The organism is Paenibacillus sp. FSL H8-0122 (assembly GCF_038005345.1).
Lineage (GTDB): Bacteria > Bacillota > Bacilli > Paenibacillales > Paenibacillaceae > Paenibacillus_AQ.
This window is the reverse complement of sequence record NZ_JBBOTB010000001.1, coordinates 5,232,291-5,248,596: the sequence shown is the minus strand read 5'-3', so window position 1 is coordinate 5,248,596 and position 16,306 is coordinate 5,232,291. Positions and strand designations below refer to the sequence as shown.

Here is a 16,306-nt window from a genome sequence, read left to right as displayed (position 1 = left end):
GCTGCCTACTGTGTCGTATAGCGTCGCACTCTATACGAGTGCGTGGATTGAAATTAGAGAGGTGGTAGGGTCGGTGCTGTAGTACGGGAGTGCACTCCATACGAGTGCATGGATTGAAATTGCGTACACTTTATATATGAGAGGCGAGTCCAGTTGCTACGACCCGTCCCCCTACCTAAAAAATCATCTGATAACGCTGATAATTCCTACAGATTTCTTCAAAGTCAGAGGAATGGAGCAGATGCCGGTGTAAGACTGTTGTTCCATCGGAGAATGACTCTACATAAGTAGAAGAGCTTGAATTGGGGCGCAGAGCAGGGATTTGATGAGTGTGAAGGATGCCTTCTTTTACAGCAAGAAATAGTAAGACGTCCTTACTGAAGTAAGAAATGGGTGGGGAAATCGGCGTACCCAGGTTAAGGGTTTTGTGTGCTTCCTGAACCATCCGATCCTTAATGTTCATTATACCGAGATCACTTGAGGCGATAGCTAGGTTTGACAACTGCGTAGGATAGTGTGAGAGCAAGGCGAAGCATAATGCTAGGACCGAGACTTCCCCTGCATTCTTTTTGGTAACCATGGTTTGCGTTTCGCGGGTAAAGAAGCCTTGCTCATAGTATTGTTCAATCCAATCATCCGGATAATCCTCTGCCCCCAAACCCTTGTACATGTTAAAAAACCGTTGGGAGTGTTCATTCGGCGCTGCCAATCGAAATAACTCCATCAGCTTTTTGTCGCTGTAACCTAGCATAGGCAAGTAGTCATCCACCTCATCGACGATAAAGTAAGGTTTGGGAAGAGAAGCAATGTATGCGGATTTTCCCGAATGATGAGCATACTCGGCATGAACCCAGCCTGGGATAAGAACAAGATCATAGCGATTGAAGATGAAAGAGGAGGGGAGTACGTCTCTATGTTGATAGAAAAATTGAATATTCCCCGTATCCAAAATCAATATTTTTATTTGATTAGCTGTACGTACTAATTGTTCAAGGTCGCTGTAATTACCCATTCAAATGCTCCTTTAGTTCCTTTTGCACAGCGCTGTATTTCCCGGCCCATTTCTCCACCACGCGCAGATTCTCCTGGTACAACTCCACATCAGGGTGCGCCTCAATTTGTTCCCGTATAGCAACTATAATCGGGTTCAGATTAATAATTAGTGAGGGTTTCATTAAGGAATCATCCAGTGCATATTCATGAAAAATCGCTGACCACTCTTCCATTGACCAATGCTTATCAAAGTACAGTCTGATTTGTTGCTGGAGCGACTCATTCCGGTTTTTTTTGGCAATCTGATAGAGTTGAATCAGTACGGCCTTGTAGGGTGCCTTGAAGGATTTCATGCAATGGGCCGCATTAACCAGGAAATCATCATGCCTCAGGGAGAGATAGTAATCATACAAATCATGTCGTCCAAAAATCATCTGGCTGGCAAAATAATCGGCTTTTCGCTCATTTAAATCAAATTCGATCGTAATCTCGTAGTCCTCCAGATGGCTACCCATTTCCTCATGCTCCGTTAAATGATAAATTTCATGCCAGTAGATAAAGTATTGATAAAGCCTGGGCTGCGCAGTGTTTATGACCGGGACGGTTAGACCACTAGAGAACTTTCGGATAGCGCCCCCCCAATTCTCATCCGGGATCGGGAGTTCAATCAAATTGTATTCTTTCAGGATTTCATAGGCCTGCTCTTCCAGGGGAAGGGATCTCCATTTAATTAGGCGTTTGTCAATATAAGCGATATGCTCCTCGACTTGCCGTTCAATCTTCAGATTGAGTTCCACTGTCTCATCTAAGTTTTTGCTCGTAATCCGCACGTTCCAACCCCCTCAACGTAAATACAAAGAATAAATATCCAAAATGTTATCCAAGCCATCTAAAAGCTCCCTAACCATCGGGTCCTTCGCTGAACCATCACCATGATCGGAGTAAGCATAGGCTGGGGGAGTGGACGGCAGAGAGATGCGCGATGTGATAAAGTAGTCTTCCGGCAAATCAAAGGCGTGATTGATCTTTTCAATTTGCGAGTTGTATTGCTTAGGGCTGGGGCTTTCGCCTTTAATGATTTGATCGATGGTTGGGCGGGAGATCCCTGTCTGTTTCGACAAAGAGAGTTTAGAGAACCCTTTCAGCCGCAAAAAGTTCAGCACATTCTTAGCAATTGTCTCCCGGTGCTCGAAATAATTGATGGTCATGTTATACACCTCACTTTGTGTAAGATACGTTGTATTATATTTTGTATTATAAAGGAATTGAAAATGATTGTAAAAATTTTTTTTACAAAATGTAAATTTATAAATTAGTATTGGTGGGAAGCTGGAAGAATATACTGGGATCTTGAAAAGAACAGGATGAGGTAATCAAAGTGGGAGCGAGTTGAAGAAATTATTATTTTGCAGAATATGAGCTGTGGAGTAATATGGAATAAAGAGCTGGTGCGAATGCCAAGCTCCCATGAAATCCCTGGGAGATTCGCATCTCGGAATTTATCGGAAGTTTATAAATATGAGGGTAGTCTTTAGAAGTCAAGGATGGTAGTATAATCTTTCCAAGAATAGATTAGGGGAACAGTTAGTGAATTTATATGAGAAAAGCATGGGGTACGCTTTTTCCGTTGTCGCACTCTACATGAGTACGTGGATTGAAATACTACTGCTGCGGTTGCAGTGCTCACCTTGGCAGCATAGTCGCACTCTATGTGAGTGCGTGGATTGAAATATGTTGTGTTTTCGCATGTACTTTGTTAAAGTTCCGTCACACTCTACGTGGGTACGTGGATTGAAATATCGTGCATCCAATCCGGTTTCCATGGAGCCTTGGGTCGCGCTCTACGTGAGTGCATGGATTAACCATAATACTCACACAAAAGAAGCTAGTTCCAGACTACTCTGGACTAGCTTCTTTTTTAATAATATTTAACCACAAGTTTCAATCCACGCATCCTTGGGGAGCGACTAAGCACTTTATTTATATTATATGGAGTACTTGCAGGATGCAATACATGGAGGATGGTATATTTCGGATCATATTGGATTTTTTTGTATACAAATCATCAGAGATAAGTTAAAATATAAACAATATTTAATTTTTAAACACAAGAAAGTTAATATGAGGTGAATAATGTACTACGCGCACAGTACAGATTCTGCAGATAAAAGTGAGTGGCAGCTATTATTGAATCATCTAACTGAAGTGGCCCAATTAACAGCTAAATTTGCTAGTCGATTTGGAATGGAGAAATGGGGTTACATAGCCGGATATCTTCATGATCTTGGGAAATATTCTGATGAATTTCAAAGTAGGCTTAAGGGATCAAGTAGAAGAGTGGATCATTCCACAGCAGGAGCAAGAGAAATCATTGAGGCTGGTTCTAATCAACGCTTGGCTGTAATCTTATCCTACATCATTGCTGGTCATCATAGCGGCTTGCCAGACTATGGGACAATTTCTGGAGCGGATTCTTGCCTTGCGCGCAGACTGGTAAAAGATTTGGATGATTATAGTGCAGCATTTCGTGAGATCAAAATTCCTGAACTGCCAACACAGTTTTCGTTGCAGCCGGGAATATCATCATCTTTTCAGTTGTCTTTTCTTACTCGAATGCTTTTTTCTTGCCTGGTCGATGCAGATACTTTGAACACAGAACGCTTCTTAAATCCGGATCAAGCGGATAAGAGAGGAGTGGTTGCCAATTTCCCTGTTTTACTTAAGCGCTTTCAGGATTTTATGGCGAAGCGATTCTCTAAACCTAGTAGTCAAATTGATTATTTGCGCACCGAAATATTCAATGAGTGTATGGGCATAGCCTCACAGCCCCGGGGCCTATTCTCATTAACCTTACCTACCGGCAGTGGTAAAACGTTGATCTCGCTGGGCTTTGCTTTGGGACATGCAGTGCAGCATAAGGAATTGGAGCGAATCATATACGCAATTCCTCATACCAACATAATCGAGCAAAACGCTGCTATTTTTGGTGATGTATTAGGGGAAGAGGTTGTGCTGGAGCATCATTCCAATGTTCACCATGACACGGATGAGTCGGAAGAATTATTAGAAGAAGAGAAGGAAGTGCGCAGGCTCCGTGATACGAGAAGGCTTTCTGAAGAGAATTGGGACATGCCTGTTATCGTGACGACAAATGTGCAGTTTTTTGAATCCCTGTTTTCTCACAAACGTTCCCAGACCCGCAAGCTGCATAATCTTACGAACAGCGTTATCGTGCTGGATGAGGCACAGATGATGAATGGAGCTTTTTTCAAACCTTGTATGTACGCACTGGAGGAGCTTGTTCGGAATTATGGGTGTACTGTGATTATGTGTACTGCAACACAACCGCCAGCTTCGGAAACATTGAATCACCCCCGTATGAAGCGGCAAATTGATGTTAAAGAAATTGTGACTCACCCGGAATTACGCTTCAGACAATTTGAACGTGTAAAAGTATTCAGCCGTGGAATTGTAAGTCTTGACGGCTTAGCTGAAGAATTGAATGGTCTGCGTCAGGCATTGTGTATTGTTAATACCCGTAAGACTGCCCGTGAGCTATTTAAGTCTTTGCAGCGCCTACATTCCAAATCCGCTAATACACTTGAGGGATTGTATCACTTAAGTGCGAGAATGTGTCCTAGACACAGAATGGATATATTAAACGTGGTTCGTCAACGCCTTGAGTCTGATCAGCCTTGCCTCTTAATCAGTACGCAATTAATTGAAGCAGGAGTGGATGTAGATTTCCCGGAGGTTTACCGTGAGTTAGCTGGACTTGATTCAATTGCTCAGGCGGCTGGACGATGTAACCGGAATGGGAAATTGTCTCATGGTAAAGTACATGTTTTTGAACTGGAGCGGGGGCTACCTGCGGGTTGGATGAGTTTAACGGGCAATATAGCTAGAACTATTCTTAAAGATAGTTTGGAGGAAGGGCTTGATCCGCTATCCGTCTCAGCAGTTGAGCGGTATTTTGCCGAACTTTCTTATTTTCAACACATCGGGAACAAAGACTCTACGGACGGCAAGGAGATTATTGCCAAGATTGAAAGAAACGGCAGACAGCTCGCCTTTCCTTTTGCTGAGATCGGCCGGGAATTCCGGATGATTGATGAGCAGATGGAGCCGGTCATCATTCCCTACAAGACTGAAGAGGAAATGCTTGTAGAGGATAATAACACTGCATTCTCGATTCTGCTTAAGCGTCTTCGCCATGCTCCTCAATTAAGTAGAGAGCTTGTGAGGAAACTTCAGCCTTATACGGTTCAACTATATGAACGGGAATATGAGGCTTTTAAGCAAGCGGGAGAACTTACAGAGATTAGCCCGGGCATCAGAATGCTAGAACGTCCTGAATTATGGTACAGCCAGCAGACGGGAGTCAAGCCTTACTCTGCTTAATGAGCAAGAAAGCTACCTTAATAGCTAACGGAGGTGAACATATGGGATACGGTATTAAGCTCCATGTTTGGGGGGACTATGCATGTTTTACGCGCCCGGAAATGAAGGCTGAGCGAGTCAGTTATGATGTCATCACTCCTTCTGCAGCTCGAGGTATTCTCGAGAGCCTTCACTGGAAGCCGGCCATCCGGTGGGTGGTCGATCGTATTCATGTACTGAACGAAATTAAATTTGAATCCATTCGCCGCAATGAGACAGAATCTAAACTATCTGCTGCTATTGTTAAGTCAGCTATGAACGGCAAAACAAGCAATGTTCGTCAGAATGTGACGGAGGAACGGCAACAGCGGATGACCTTAATGCTAAAGCAGGTCGGATATATTATAGAGGCACACTTTGAGATGACCTCAAAAGCGGGAGCTATGGACACTCCACAAAAGCATTATAATATTTTTCTCCGCCGTGCGCGTTTAGGACAAGTGTTTCAACAACCCTACTTAGGTTGTCGGGAGTTTCCTGCCAATTTTCAATTAATTGAGAGCGGACAAGCCGCGCCTATTTCTTATTATGCCGGGGCTGGAGAACGAGATTTGCAGTGGATGCTCTGGGATCTCGATTACGAAGCTAGTATGGAGGCAAAATTTTTCCGTGCTGTAATGAATGCGGGAATTATTGACGTACCGGATTTGAGTAAAGGAGGGAAATAAGATGATCACCCAGTCTCTTTATGAGCGTTATCTAAAGCTCTCTCAAGATCCGGCTTCAGGTATGGCTCCACCTGGTTTCAGCACGGACAAGATCTCTTTTGTGCTGGAGCTTGCTACAGACGGCCGACCGCTGCGTATTTTGGATATCCGTGATAATCGTGGCAAAAGGCCTTTGTCCATTTCGATGGATGTACCGGAGCATGGAGCACGTTCAAGCGGGGTGAAGCCTTACTTTTTATCGGATAAAGCAGAATATATTTTTGGTCTGATTGAAAAAAACGGAGTTCTTTCCACATCGCTCAAGAAATTTGAGGCCAGCCGCGTGTTGCACCGTTCTCTGCTCGATGGTTGTGTTTCACCTGATGGCCTTGCAGTCTTGAATTTTTTTGAACGTTGGAATCCTGAAGAGCCTGAAGGTGATGAATTTTTTCAACTGAGTCTGAACAAAGCGCTATCTGGAACAGATAATAACTTTATCTTTAGGCTGCAAGGAAGCGATCCCTTCGTTCACCAGACAGCTGAAATGATAAGTATCTGGACCCATTCTCGAAGAGAAGACAAGGAGGGAGCCGTCTATGGAACCTGTCTCATCTCCGGTGAAGCGAACCGTCCCATTGCCCGTACTCATGAGATCAAGATCAAAGGGGTTGCAGATGCTCAATCCGTTGGAGCTAATTTGGTTTCTTTTAATTTTCCTGCACTCCTATCCTATGGTAAAGAACAAAGTTATAACGCACCAGTGAGCGAGGAAGCGGCAGCAGGATATGCTAAAGCATTAAACCATCTGCTTGCCTCTAGGGAGAATCGGCTGCGGGGCGTAGGTGATATGACAGTTGTCTTCTGGGCGGACCGTCAGCCAGGGCAAGGAAAGGAGTGGGCTGCTCAAGAGGAAATGTTCGGAAGTTTTTTTGATAACGAACCGGAGGAACAACTGGAGGAGGATTCTCAGGGTACTGAACAGCTAAAGGATATAATGCTTCGTGTTCGCAGCGGTATAGAAGTGTCAGAAGATATGTTGCCTGCTCCACAGGCACTGTTTACTGTACTGGGGCTATCGCCGAATGTTGCCCGTCTGGCTGTTCGTTATTTCTGGCAGGGTACTTTTGATTCTCTATTTGTACGATTGTCACAGCATTCCGCAGACATGGCTATGAGTCGTCCTGGGGACAAGTCTCCTGTGCTGCCAAGCCTTTATCGGGTTATGCGGGAAACGGTCCACGCAAATATGGATTCAGGCAAAATAAAAAAGGCAACCGCTGCAATGGCTGGTGCATGGTTTCGTTCTGTACTTCAAGGCAGCGCCTATCCATATTCAGTATTTGCAGCAATTATCGGTCGTATTAGGGTGGACGGAAGAATATCACCTTATGGTGAATCGGCGGGAAGTGCATGGGTTCGGGCATCAGTCATCAAGGCGTATTTGCAGCGTTATGCACGGATCAATAACAATGATGTGCTGAAAGGAGCACTGACGATGGAGCTTAACGAGAATAGTGAGACACAAACCGTAGCCTATAGACTTGGCAGATTATTCGCGGTTCTGGAACGGGCGCAGATCGAAGCCTCAGGGGGGTACGGCAAATTAAATACGACGATTAAAGATCGGTACTTTTCCTCTGCTTCTACTACCCCATTGGCGGTTTTTCCGAACCTAATCCGTTTGGCGCAGGCGCACATCTCTAATCCAAAGGCAAAGTTCGGAAAGTTTAGAGACCGGGATATCGGTGAGGTATTATCCGGCGTTCCTAAATTTCCAACCCATTTGAATCTTGAAGAGCAAGGCTTGTTTATTCTTGGATACTATCATCAGGCGCAGCATACTGCCAGTAAAATAAGCGGGACTGGCACTAATTCGGAAACGGATGCCCCTACTCCAAATAACAAGGATAAGAAAGGTGAGGATGAACAATGAGTACCCCTATTAACCGCCATGAGTTTACGATCTTTTTTGATGTTAAGAATGGCAATCCGAACGGAGATCCTGATGCTGGTAATATGCCGAGAATTGATCCGGAAACAGGGCATGGAATCGTAACAGATGTATGTCTTAAACGCAAAATCCGCAACTATGTAGAGGTAACAAAAAATGGGCAAGAAGGCCATAATATTTATGTGTCTGAGGGCGCGGTGCTCAATGAACAACATCGTCAAGCCTATCGGGCGTTGCGCGAAGAGGATACAGATAAATTGAAAGAGTTGAAACCTGCGGATAAAGCAGAAAGCTATAAACTTACCCGCTGGATGTGTGATAACTTTTTTGACGTTCGCACGTTTGGGGCGGTTATGACTACTAAGATTAACTGCGGACAGGTTCGTGGTCCTGTACAGTTTACTTTTGCAAGAAGTATTGACCCCGTATTCTCTCAAGAGCTAACCATAACCCGCCAGGCTGTTACTCAAGAGGGAACTGATAAGGAGCGGGAGATGGGGCGCAAGCATATCATCCCCTACGGACTTTATAGAATGGATGGTTACATCTCGGGGCATTTGGCTCAACAGACGAACTTTACTTCGGATGACCTGGAATTGTTGTGGGTTGCGATTGAGAACATGTTCGAATATGATCGCTCTGCCGCCCGTGGACAGATGGCACTTCGCAAATTGATTATTTTTGAACATAGTTCTGTCTTAGGTAATGCGCCTGCTCACAAGCTGTTTGAACGTATTCATGCTGAAAGTGTTCCTGGAGTGCCAGCGAGAGATTATAAGGATTACCATATCACTATTGATCGTTCCGAGTTGCCTGAAGGGGTAAATATGATTGAGAGATAGAATTATTGGACAAAGAGGGTCTCATGCTTAAGTATTGCTGCTTGCCCGCCATTTGCATAATGATCTGTATGAGTCTTCGGAAATAGGTTTAGGAAGTGTTAGTGCTAATCAAGTATGATGTAAGTACAACCACGAGTACAGGTCAGAGCAGGCTGCGGCGGGTAGCTAAGGTCTGCCAGAATTACGGGCAGCGTGTTCAGAGCTCAGTGTTCGAGTGCATAGTGGAAGCAGCGCAATTTACTGAGCTGAAGTTGAAGCTGAAGGACATTATTGATCAGAAGGAAGATAGTCTCAGATTCTATCAACTGGGAAAAAACTATAAAAACAAGGTTGAACATGTGGGGATTAAGGAATCCTTTGACCTTGAAGGCCCGTTGATCCTGTAGTGCGAATGTGAGGCTCACATGAAATCCCTGGGAGATTCGCACCACGGTTTTAGAAAATTATGTTAATATATTGATGGGTTTATGTTTGAAAGTAATTAAATACATGAATTTTCATCTATAAGGAGGAGTTGTTTCCTTTTTTTGATGTAAAATCGCTGTCGCTCCTAGTGCGGGAGCGTGGATTGAAATTTGTTAATCAGCATCAAGACGAATTTATCGGCCATGTCGCTCCTCATGCAGGAAGGTGGATTGAAATTGGTTGGTGAGCCCCCGGATCTGCTTTTGCAGTTGTCGCTCCTCGTGCAGGATCGTGGATTAAAATGCTGATACATACTGGGGTGACTTGAACTTTGACGGTCGCTCCTCATGCAGGAGCGTGGATTGAAATAAAGCAGAGCAAGCAAAAAAGATCCAGCAACAAGTCGCTCCTCATACAGGAGTGTGGATTGAAATCGGATGAAGCCTGGCTTCGCGATCGCGCGCCGCTGTCGCTCCTCATGTTGGAGTGTGCATTATCACAGGCATGGTCTGTCCCCTCCATATGTACAAACATGAATTGAAATCGCACAAAGAATAATCACCCACATACCAACACCTGCCCCCGATATCCAACCCAACTTCTCCCCTAAACATCTCCCGTACATATCCCACAAGTGAGTATCCGACCCGGACACTGGCGTGTTAAAATAGGAGAAATGTGTACATCCTAGTGAATTTAATCGGGGGGCAACAGGTGAGAGCGTGGAGATTGAGAGATTACATGGGCCCTTCGGAGACTTCTGCGCACCGGCAGGCGAAGTGGGTCAAGCGGTTTCTGTATACGTACTGGCTGGTGATTGTTCTGCATTTTCTAGCCCAGCTTGGGTCTTTCATCTGTTTGCCGTATCCCATGGGGGCGCATGAATTCTATTATGAGGTGCTGCTGTATCCGACGGTGCTGATGAGTGCGGTGGTCGGGTTGACGCAGCTGGTGGATGTTGCGGCACCGAAGTATTCCTTCGTGCTGCTGTTTGTGGCGGGGACGATTATCGCGATGATGATTATTCACCTGAATATGGACATCCGGATTATCGGGGCGTTGATGCTGCTGCCGATTATGGCGTCGGCGATCTTTTTTCGGCTGGATCTGACCTTGTTTACGTCTGCCCTCCAGGGGGCCGCATTCTTCATTCTGTATCGCTGGGATTACTGGTTCAAGTATTATCTGACGGATTTCGATCTGATTGCGATCCCGCTCTTCCTGCTGGTCGGCACACTGGTCGCGGGGATTATTATCATTAACGGGCGTGAGCTGGCGAGCGATCTGGAAGCTACCTTAACGGCCAAGCAGGATCTGATGATCGAGAACGCGGTGATCCGCAAGCTGTCGAGCACCGATGCGTTGACGGGGCTGTATAACCATATTTCTTTTCACGAATTCTATGAAAAAGCGCTGGAATACGGCAGCCAGGGCGCCCCGTTCCATCTTGCGCTGGTGGATATCGATAATTTCAAGCAAATTAACGATAAATATGGACACCGTACGGGGGATCTGGTGCTGGCCCGGGTCGCGCAGATCATCAAGGACCATCTCTCTGCGGCAGATATTGCTGCCCGCTACGGCGGCGAGGAGTTTGCGGTATTGCTGTTCGAGAAGAGCTTCGAGGAGGCTTATGAGCTAATCGATTGGATACGTCACCGGCTGTCGGAGACGCTCCATGAAGAGATGGAGAACCGGGCGGTGACCGTCAGCATTGGCCTCAAGAGCTATGCCGAAGGCACCACCAAAGAAACGCTCTTCGAAGAAGTTGATAATCTCCTCTATACGGCCAAGCACTCCGGCAAAAATACTACGCTGACGCAGCGGAACGCTGTGTAGTCAAATTTGTCTCAACTGGTAACTTGCTTACGCTGCCGATGATTCATCCGCCGTCGGTAACACGCTTACTCCTTCGAAGCTTCACCCTCCGCTGCTTTTTTGCGTGCCCGGAACCGCCGCACCTTCATCAGATTCCCGCACAGCTTGTCGTCACAGTACCGCTTCGAGCGGTTGCGGGTATCGTCGTAATAGACCCAGAGACAGTCAGGATTCCCGCAAATGCGGAAGCGGGAGGGTTCCTTCTCCAGCAGCGCAGCCGCAAAAGAGGCGGCAATCTCCGCCATAATCTGCCCCCAGTCCGCACGCTGCGGCTGGAGGGAGATCTCTGCGTCACCTGCGGGCGTCCAGACCACACGGCGCACAACCGGCCCGTTGCCCATGTACGTATTTAACTGCGCAATCAGTTCTGTAGACGGAGACTCTCCCGCGACCAGCCGCTGCAGCTCGTCCCACAACAAGCCGCGCAGTTCTTTCAGTTGCTCCAGCTCCTCCGGGAGGAGAGGGCCGGCCGCCGGCAGTTTCTGCTCCTCCAGCCAATTCTCCACCCATTCCGGCTCGTCCAGCCGGTCCTGGTCTGTGCTCCGGTCACTAGTCCGCCAATTCCGCCAATAGCTGTTCATGAAATCTACCCACAGCAAGCTTCATCTGTCCCTTCGCATGATCTTTCCCTTGATTGTAACAGTTAAAAATAAGTTATGCTAGTTACTTGATACACTCCGGCAAATATGTTAAAGTGCTCGTGTAACTGTTATTATGGTTGTTTAGTCGTTACCAAATCATTGACACCCACAAATTACAGGAGGAATTCAAATGGAAAACAAAATCAGCGATGTTCTATTGGAGAATTGGGATTATGTAATGGATGTAGAGGATTGGCAACCGCCGCTGAGTGCTGCGCTTGAAGGTGTGAACAGTGAGCAGGCCCTCTGGAAGCCGGAGGGAGCGGCGGGCAATTCGATCTGGGAGAACGTTAACCATCTGACGTATTATAAGGAGCGTCTGCTGCGTAAGCTTAAGGGGATGGAGAAATTTCCTGATCTGGAGAGCAATGACGCCACGTTCACTGTAACAGGAAGCGGGGAAGAGGACTGGAAGCAGGCGGTAGACAAGCTGAAGTCCATTCATGCCTCACTGCGCGAGATTATTGTAGCTCTGGAGGAAGGCGCTTATGAATGGGGCGGCTCCGGACATGCGCCGGGCGAAGAGGTAATGAGCCTGATTCTGCATGATGCCTATCATACGGGACAGATTGTACTGGTCCGCAAGCTGCAAGGCTCCTGGCCAAGCACCCGCCGTTTCGATTAAGGCGACAGCCATATTTTACAAGAAGTCTGCGCCCTTACACCTCTGTTTCAGCTCCAAATCCCCGGGTTAATGGAAGACATGCAAGTACAACCCGAGAGGAGAGATTGAAGATGGAGCCGAATTACAAGGACAGAAGCGTAGAGTTTGAACGGACAGAGGTGCAGCGGAAGTCGGATTCCAGTCTGGTCGCCTCCACTTTTATTAAATATGCAGCCTACATTATTATCACCTTCGGAGTTCTGTTTTTCCTGGTGAAATACGTATTCCCGATGTTCAAATAATCCGGCAGCCCCGTGCAGGCTTGGACGGATTCACGCCAAAAAGCCACGATACCTCTCAGGGGATCGCGGCTTTTTTGAATTCAACCGGTTATACGTTCTTCTGGATCATCTCGTGGGGATCGGCGGTATTCCGGTAAAAGAACCAGCATTCATTCAGCAGTCTAATCTGACGGCAGTCCTTCTTGAAATAGGCCTTCATAAGCTGTTGGCGAAGCCATTGTGGCAAGGGTACCCCTCCTCTGCATGCTTCCTGTGTATAGATAGCATATGGGGGAATTCGCCCAAAGGTGCACGGTTAGTTTCAGATAGCCAAGCCGAATTTCACATGGACGTTCGGAAACGGAGTTACTGCACCCGTTCTTCTTCCTCTTCATACCATTGTTCAAGCTGGGCCTGGAGCGCCCGGATTTCGGTCAGTAGTGAGATCAGCGGGTAATGCTCCTCCTTAATAGAGGCAAAAGCCTGCTCCAGCCGGTTAATATACGCCAGCCCCGACTCCAGGTGATGCTCTTCGCGCAGCAGCTCCAGCGCCTCGCATTCGGCCACCGCCCGCGGCAGTCCGGGCACATTCTCGGCGGTCAGCTTGTCGATTTCTTTGTTCAGGCGAAGATTGAGGGCGCTTAGCTGGTAAGCATATTCCTCCGGCATCTCCACGAATAGCAGTTCCTGCTCCTGCTGCATAATTACGTAACGCATTCTCGGCATCTTTCATTCTCCCTCCGAACTTGTCTTCCTTCTTGACAGTGTAGCCCATGGGCAAGTTACAATTCAAGTAGAGATCTGATTTCCTTGAGGAGAGGACCGTGAAGGACCGTTATGACAAGTATGAGCAACGAAGAGCTGCAGCTGTGGATTGAGCAGGTGTCGCTGAACAGCTTCGGCGTGCCTTTCCGGCATACGGCGAGCTTTAACAGCAGACTTACGACAACCGGCGGACGGTATTTTACCAAGAGCCATAATATAGAGATTAACCCCCAGCAGCTGGCGATGTACGGACGGGAGGAGACGGAGCGAATCATCAAGCACGAGCTCTGCCACTACCATCTGCATCTGGCGAAGCGGGGGTACATGCACCGGGATGCCGATTTCAAAACGCTGCTGGCCCGCGTCGGCGGCAGCCGGTATTGTCAGACCCTGCCGGGAGCCAAGGCCCGCAAGCCGCAGCCTTACCGGTATAAGCTGGTATGCATCACCTGTGCCACTGAATATCTGCGTAAGCGCCGGGCTGATCCCGGGCGGTACCGCTGCGGTAAATGCTCCGGCAAGCTGAAGCTAATTGCGCTAGAGGCGGGCGCGGGTCCGGCTACTTAATTTTTGATAACCAGACCTAGTAGTCCGGCAAAAGAAGCCGCCTGCTCCGCAGAGATGATGCAGCCCTCCAGATCCTGGAGATCCACCAGAAGGCCGGTGAACTCGCAGTCGCTCAGGTCAACGCCCTTCAGCTTGCATCCTGCCAGCGTGGCCTGCTCCAGATTACATTCCGAGAAATACAGGTCTTTCAGGGTGGACTGGTAATAATCCGCGCTGACCAGCGAGCTGCGCTCGAAGGAAGCCCCTTTGAAGTTGGCGAAACGGAAGACCGCGAATTCCCCGATACATCCGGTGATGGATACATTTTGAAATCGTGCTCTGGTGAAGTCTGTGCCGATCAAGCGGCAATCCCTGAATTCGGTCCGGTGTATGAAGGCGTCGCTGAAATCCACATTGGACAGGTCGCAATGATCGAAGATCACATCGGTAAGCTCGATGCGCTCCAGCGAGGATTCGGTGATGGTGACGTTTTTGAAAATGGTTTTATCGAAGGCTACCCGCGTAGCCTCCTGATATTCAATGAGCGCCCCTTCAATGAGGCAGCGGCTAAATTCGTCTTTGGAAGCAAGGGTGTGAATGTCCTGCGGCGTAAGTAGCCCGGGATCTGGGATTCTGGGTGGTTCTATCTTGTTATTCATGTCGGCCTCCTTGGCATTTCCTATCCTTATTTGTCTCTATTTAATCTGGCCCATGTCCAGGTTGACCCGGTAATTCCCATACTTCAGTAATTCGTCCAAAAAAGCGTTCAGCGCGTCCTGATCCACAGTGCGGACCCTCATCCAATAACAGCCTTCCCCGCTGATGCGGTACAGCTCAGTGACACTCTCATGGGTCTTCGCAAAAGCCTGAAAAGGCGGATGATCCTTGTTGCTGCTGAGAAAAACCGTTATAAAGGCATGAATGCTCTGACCCATCCGCAGCGGGTTATAACGGATGGTGTAGCCTTCAATGATGCCAAGCTCCCGCATTCTGCGGACACGTGCGCCTACCGCCTGGCCGGTCAGATGGACCATCGCCCCGATATCCTTATGGCTTAATGTGGAATCTTCGATCAGGAGCTGAAGGATGCGGTAATCGGTGTTGTCGAAGAGATAAGGGGACATATTCGTGATTTCCTTTCCGGCTGAAAGCAGAACGTAAGAATCTCTTTCGCGGCACAATGTCTTCTGTTCTTGCGCTGATCTATACTTATTGTATCAGAATTTGATCTTAAGGAAGAGATCCGGGAAGAGGTGCATATGATGAAAATAAAGCTGATCCGCCACGCCACCCTATGGCTGGAATACGGCGGTACGACGTTTCTGATCGATCCCATGCTGAGTGCGCAGGGTGTGAATCCGCCGATTATGAATTCGGGCGATGAACGCCGGAATCCCCTGGTATCCCTGCCCGGTCCGGTTCAGCAGTGGCTGGAGCCGGATGCTGTGCTGATCACACATCTTCATCAGGATCACTGGGATGCAGCAGCGGCAGAAGCACTGTCCAAGGCACTGCCGGTGTATTGCCAGGAAGGTGATGGGGAGCGAATTGCTGCCCAGGGCTTTGGGCGTGTTACAGAAATTATGGATACCGGCTCTGTGTCCGTCGGCGGTGTGACCCTGACACGTACAGGCGGGCATCACGGGACAGGGGAGATAGGAGAATTAATGGGCAAGGTCTCCGGCTTCGTCTTCCGGGCGGAGGGCGAACCTGTGCTGTACCTGGCGGGAGATACCATCTGGTGCGAAGAGGTTCAGCAGGTGATAGCCGGGGAAGTGCCGGAGGTGATTATTGTCAACGCCGGAGGCGCCAGCTTCCTCAGCGGTGGCCCCATTACTATGAATGAACAGGATATTGTGGAGGTGTGTCATGCTACTCCGGCTGCTTCGGTCATTGCTGTGCATATGGATACGATTAACCACTGCCATGTGACGAGGGAGCTATTGAAGCAACGCCTTGAACAGGAAGGCTTGTCCGGCCGTGTTGCGGTACCGCTGGACGGTGAGTGGATCTGATGCAGGAGAGTCAGGCGGGATGTGGAGTAATTGTAAACGATCTCATAATCTCTCTTTCCCCGCTTGACTAACCTGTAGAATCATGATAAATTAATCCTTGTTCATGTTAATGTTCCCTGATAGCTCAGTTGGTAGAGCACTCGACTGTTAATCGAGTTGTCACAGGTTCGAGTCCTGTTCGGGGAGCCATTACTTGGAGAGATACCCAAGTGGCTATAAGGGGACCCTCTGCTAAGGGGTTAGACTGCGTAAGCGGTGCGAGGGTTCGAATCCCTCTCTCTCCGTTTTGATTAAACTT

18 protein-coding genes, 2 tRNA genes and 1 CRISPR repeat array (1 of these 21 running past the window's edge) are annotated in these 16,306 nt (G+C 47.8%); of the genes, 12 read left to right on the top strand and 8 right to left on the bottom strand.

Annotation, left to right across the window (positions count from 1 at the left end):
* Positions 1–120: direct repeats of the CRISPR family, unit length 32 nt; unit sequence GTCGCACTCTATACGAGTGCGTGGATTGAAAT (it extends 571 nt beyond the left edge of the window).
* A gap of 55 nt (positions 121–175) precedes the next feature.
* From NSS64_RS22650 to NSS64_RS22640, 3 genes are read right to left on the bottom strand one after another with little or no spacing between them, the layout of a single operon-like run.
* Entirely contained in the window at positions 176–1,012 is an 837-nt protein-coding gene (locus NSS64_RS22650; protein WP_341141599.1) for a hypothetical protein, read from the bottom strand.
* The gene (locus NSS64_RS22645; protein ID WP_341141598.1) at positions 1,005–1,823 is read right to left on the bottom strand and encodes an ImmA/IrrE family metallo-endopeptidase; all 819 of its coding nucleotides are present in this window, start codon (positions 1,821–1,823) and stop codon (positions 1,005–1,007) included. The genes NSS64_RS22650 and NSS64_RS22645 overlap by 8 nt, the downstream gene beginning before the upstream one ends.
* 12 nt (positions 1,824–1,835) lie before the next feature.
* The gene (locus NSS64_RS22640) at positions 1,836–2,201 is read right to left on the bottom strand and encodes an XRE family transcriptional regulator (RefSeq protein WP_341141597.1); all 366 of its coding nucleotides are present in this window, start codon (positions 2,199–2,201) and stop codon (positions 1,836–1,838) included.
* A 925-nt stretch (positions 2,202–3,126) separates the two neighbouring features.
* Between NSS64_RS22640 and cas3 the strand changes: the two genes are divergently transcribed.
* From cas3 to NSS64_RS22610, 6 genes are all read left to right on the top strand, one after another.
* Positions 3,127–5,394 carry a CRISPR-associated helicase Cas3' gene (cas3, locus tag NSS64_RS22635; RefSeq protein WP_341141596.1) on the top strand — a complete coding sequence of 756 codons (2,268 nt, stop codon included), beginning with the start codon at positions 3,127–3,129 and terminating at the stop codon, positions 5,392–5,394.
* 41 nt (positions 5,395–5,435) lie between these two features.
* Positions 5,436–6,101: a type I-C CRISPR-associated protein Cas5c gene (gene cas5c, locus NSS64_RS22630; RefSeq protein WP_341141595.1), complete on the top strand. Its 666-nt coding sequence runs from the start codon at positions 5,436–5,438 to the stop codon at positions 6,099–6,101.
* A gap of 1 nt (position 6,102) precedes the next feature.
* Positions 6,103–8,013, top strand: coding sequence for a type I-C CRISPR-associated protein Cas8c/Csd1 (gene cas8c / locus NSS64_RS22625; protein ID WP_341141594.1), 1,911 nt, complete (start codon positions 6,103–6,105; stop codon positions 8,011–8,013).
* Positions 8,010–8,873, top strand: coding sequence for a type I-C CRISPR-associated protein Cas7/Csd2 (gene cas7c / locus NSS64_RS22620; RefSeq protein WP_341141593.1), 864 nt, complete (start codon positions 8,010–8,012; stop codon positions 8,871–8,873). Before cas8c ends, cas7c begins: the two co-directional genes overlap by 4 nt.
* Positions 8,874–8,968: 95 nt before the next feature.
* Entirely contained in the window at positions 8,969–9,259 is a 291-nt protein-coding gene (gene cas2, locus NSS64_RS22615; protein WP_341141592.1) for a CRISPR-associated endonuclease Cas2, read from the top strand.
* 733 nt (positions 9,260–9,992) lie between these two features.
* A complete protein-coding gene (locus tag NSS64_RS22610; RefSeq protein WP_341141591.1) occupies positions 9,993–11,117 on the top strand; it encodes a GGDEF domain-containing protein in 1,125 nt (374 codons plus the stop codon).
* Positions 11,118–11,182: 65 nt separating this feature from the next.
* Here the strand turns inward: NSS64_RS22610 and NSS64_RS22605 are convergent, their stop codons facing one another.
* A complete protein-coding gene (locus NSS64_RS22605; RefSeq protein WP_341141590.1) occupies positions 11,183–11,755 on the bottom strand; it encodes a CGNR zinc finger domain-containing protein in 573 nt (190 codons plus the stop codon).
* Positions 11,756–11,927: 172 nt separating this feature from the next.
* On the opposite strand from NSS64_RS22605, the gene NSS64_RS22600 reads away from it, so the two are divergent.
* Positions 11,928–12,422, top strand: coding sequence for a DinB family protein (locus NSS64_RS22600; protein WP_341141589.1), 495 nt, complete (start codon positions 11,928–11,930; stop codon positions 12,420–12,422).
* Between the two features lie 110 nt (positions 12,423–12,532).
* Positions 12,533–12,703, top strand: a complete 171-nt coding sequence (locus NSS64_RS22595; RefSeq protein ID WP_341141588.1) for a hypothetical protein — start codon at positions 12,533–12,535, stop codon at positions 12,701–12,703.
* Positions 12,704–12,791: 88 nt separating this feature from the next.
* Here the strand turns inward: NSS64_RS22595 and cmpA are convergent, their stop codons facing one another.
* Both cmpA and NSS64_RS22585 read right to left on the bottom strand, forming a co-directional pair.
* Complete coding sequence (cmpA, locus tag NSS64_RS22590; protein WP_340991369.1) at positions 12,792–12,929, bottom strand: cortex morphogenetic protein CmpA; 138 nt, start codon at positions 12,927–12,929, stop codon at positions 12,792–12,794.
* A gap of 119 nt (positions 12,930–13,048) precedes the next feature.
* Entirely contained in the window at positions 13,049–13,408 is a 360-nt protein-coding gene (locus NSS64_RS22585; protein WP_340991370.1) for a hydrolase/acyltransferase, read from the bottom strand.
* Positions 13,409–13,528: 120 nt separating this feature from the next.
* Between NSS64_RS22585 and NSS64_RS22580 the strand changes: the two genes are divergently transcribed.
* Entirely contained in the window at positions 13,529–14,014 is a 486-nt protein-coding gene (locus NSS64_RS22580) for a SprT family protein (protein ID WP_340944730.1), read from the top strand.
* Here NSS64_RS22580 and NSS64_RS22575 read toward each other — a convergent pair.
* Entirely contained in the window at positions 14,011–14,652 is a 642-nt protein-coding gene (locus tag NSS64_RS22575; RefSeq protein WP_341141587.1) for a pentapeptide repeat-containing protein, read from the bottom strand. The two genes, NSS64_RS22580 and NSS64_RS22575, sit on opposite strands and share 4 nt — an antisense overlap.
* Before the next feature lie 36 nt (positions 14,653–14,688).
* Complete coding sequence (locus NSS64_RS22570; protein ID WP_341141586.1) at positions 14,689–15,117, bottom strand: Lrp/AsnC family transcriptional regulator; 429 nt, start codon at positions 15,115–15,117, stop codon at positions 14,689–14,691.
* Positions 15,118–15,255: 138 nt separating this feature from the next.
* On the opposite strand from NSS64_RS22570, the gene NSS64_RS22565 reads away from it, so the two are divergent.
* From NSS64_RS22565 to NSS64_RS22555, 3 genes are all read left to right on the top strand, one after another.
* Positions 15,256–16,008, top strand: coding sequence for an MBL fold metallo-hydrolase (locus NSS64_RS22565; protein WP_341142882.1), 753 nt, complete (start codon positions 15,256–15,258; stop codon positions 16,006–16,008).
* A 113-nt stretch (positions 16,009–16,121) separates the two neighbouring features.
* Positions 16,122–16,197, top strand: a tRNA-Asn gene (locus tag NSS64_RS22560).
* A gap of 6 nt (positions 16,198–16,203) precedes the next feature.
* Positions 16,204–16,292, top strand: a tRNA-Ser gene (locus tag NSS64_RS22555).
* Positions 16,293–16,306 lie beyond the last annotated feature (14 nt).

Coding starts and splice junctions, on each gene's coding strand:
- NSS64_RS22650 (WP_341141599.1), bottom strand. CDS start 1,012: ATGGGTAATTACAGCGACCTTGAACAATTAGTACGTACAGCTAATCAA.
- NSS64_RS22640 (WP_341141597.1), bottom strand. CDS start 2,201: ATGACCATCAATTATTTCGAGCACCGGGAGACAATTGCTAAGAATGTG.
- cas3 (WP_341141596.1), top strand. CDS start 3,127: ATGTACTACGCGCACAGTACAGATTCTGCAGATAAAAGTGAGTGGCAG.
- cas5c (WP_341141595.1), top strand. CDS start 5,436: ATGGGATACGGTATTAAGCTCCATGTTTGGGGGGACTATGCATGTTTT.
- cas8c (WP_341141594.1), top strand. CDS start 6,103: ATGATCACCCAGTCTCTTTATGAGCGTTATCTAAAGCTCTCTCAAGAT.
- cas7c (WP_341141593.1), top strand. CDS start 8,010: ATGAGTACCCCTATTAACCGCCATGAGTTTACGATCTTTTTTGATGTT.
- NSS64_RS22600 (WP_341141589.1), top strand. CDS start 11,928: ATGGAAAACAAAATCAGCGATGTTCTATTGGAGAATTGGGATTATGTA.
- NSS64_RS22595 (WP_341141588.1), top strand. CDS start 12,533: ATGGAGCCGAATTACAAGGACAGAAGCGTAGAGTTTGAACGGACAGAG.
- NSS64_RS22585 (WP_340991370.1), bottom strand. CDS start 13,408: ATGCCGAGAATGCGTTACGTAATTATGCAGCAGGAGCAGGAACTGCTA.
- NSS64_RS22580 (WP_340944730.1), top strand. CDS start 13,529: ATGAGCAACGAAGAGCTGCAGCTGTGGATTGAGCAGGTGTCGCTGAAC.
- NSS64_RS22575 (WP_341141587.1), bottom strand. CDS start 14,652: ATGAATAACAAGATAGAACCACCCAGAATCCCAGATCCCGGGCTACTT.
- NSS64_RS22570 (WP_341141586.1), bottom strand. CDS start 15,117: ATGTCCCCTTATCTCTTCGACAACACCGATTACCGCATCCTTCAGCTC.
- NSS64_RS22565 (WP_341142882.1), top strand. CDS start 15,256: ATGAAAATAAAGCTGATCCGCCACGCCACCCTATGGCTGGAATACGGC.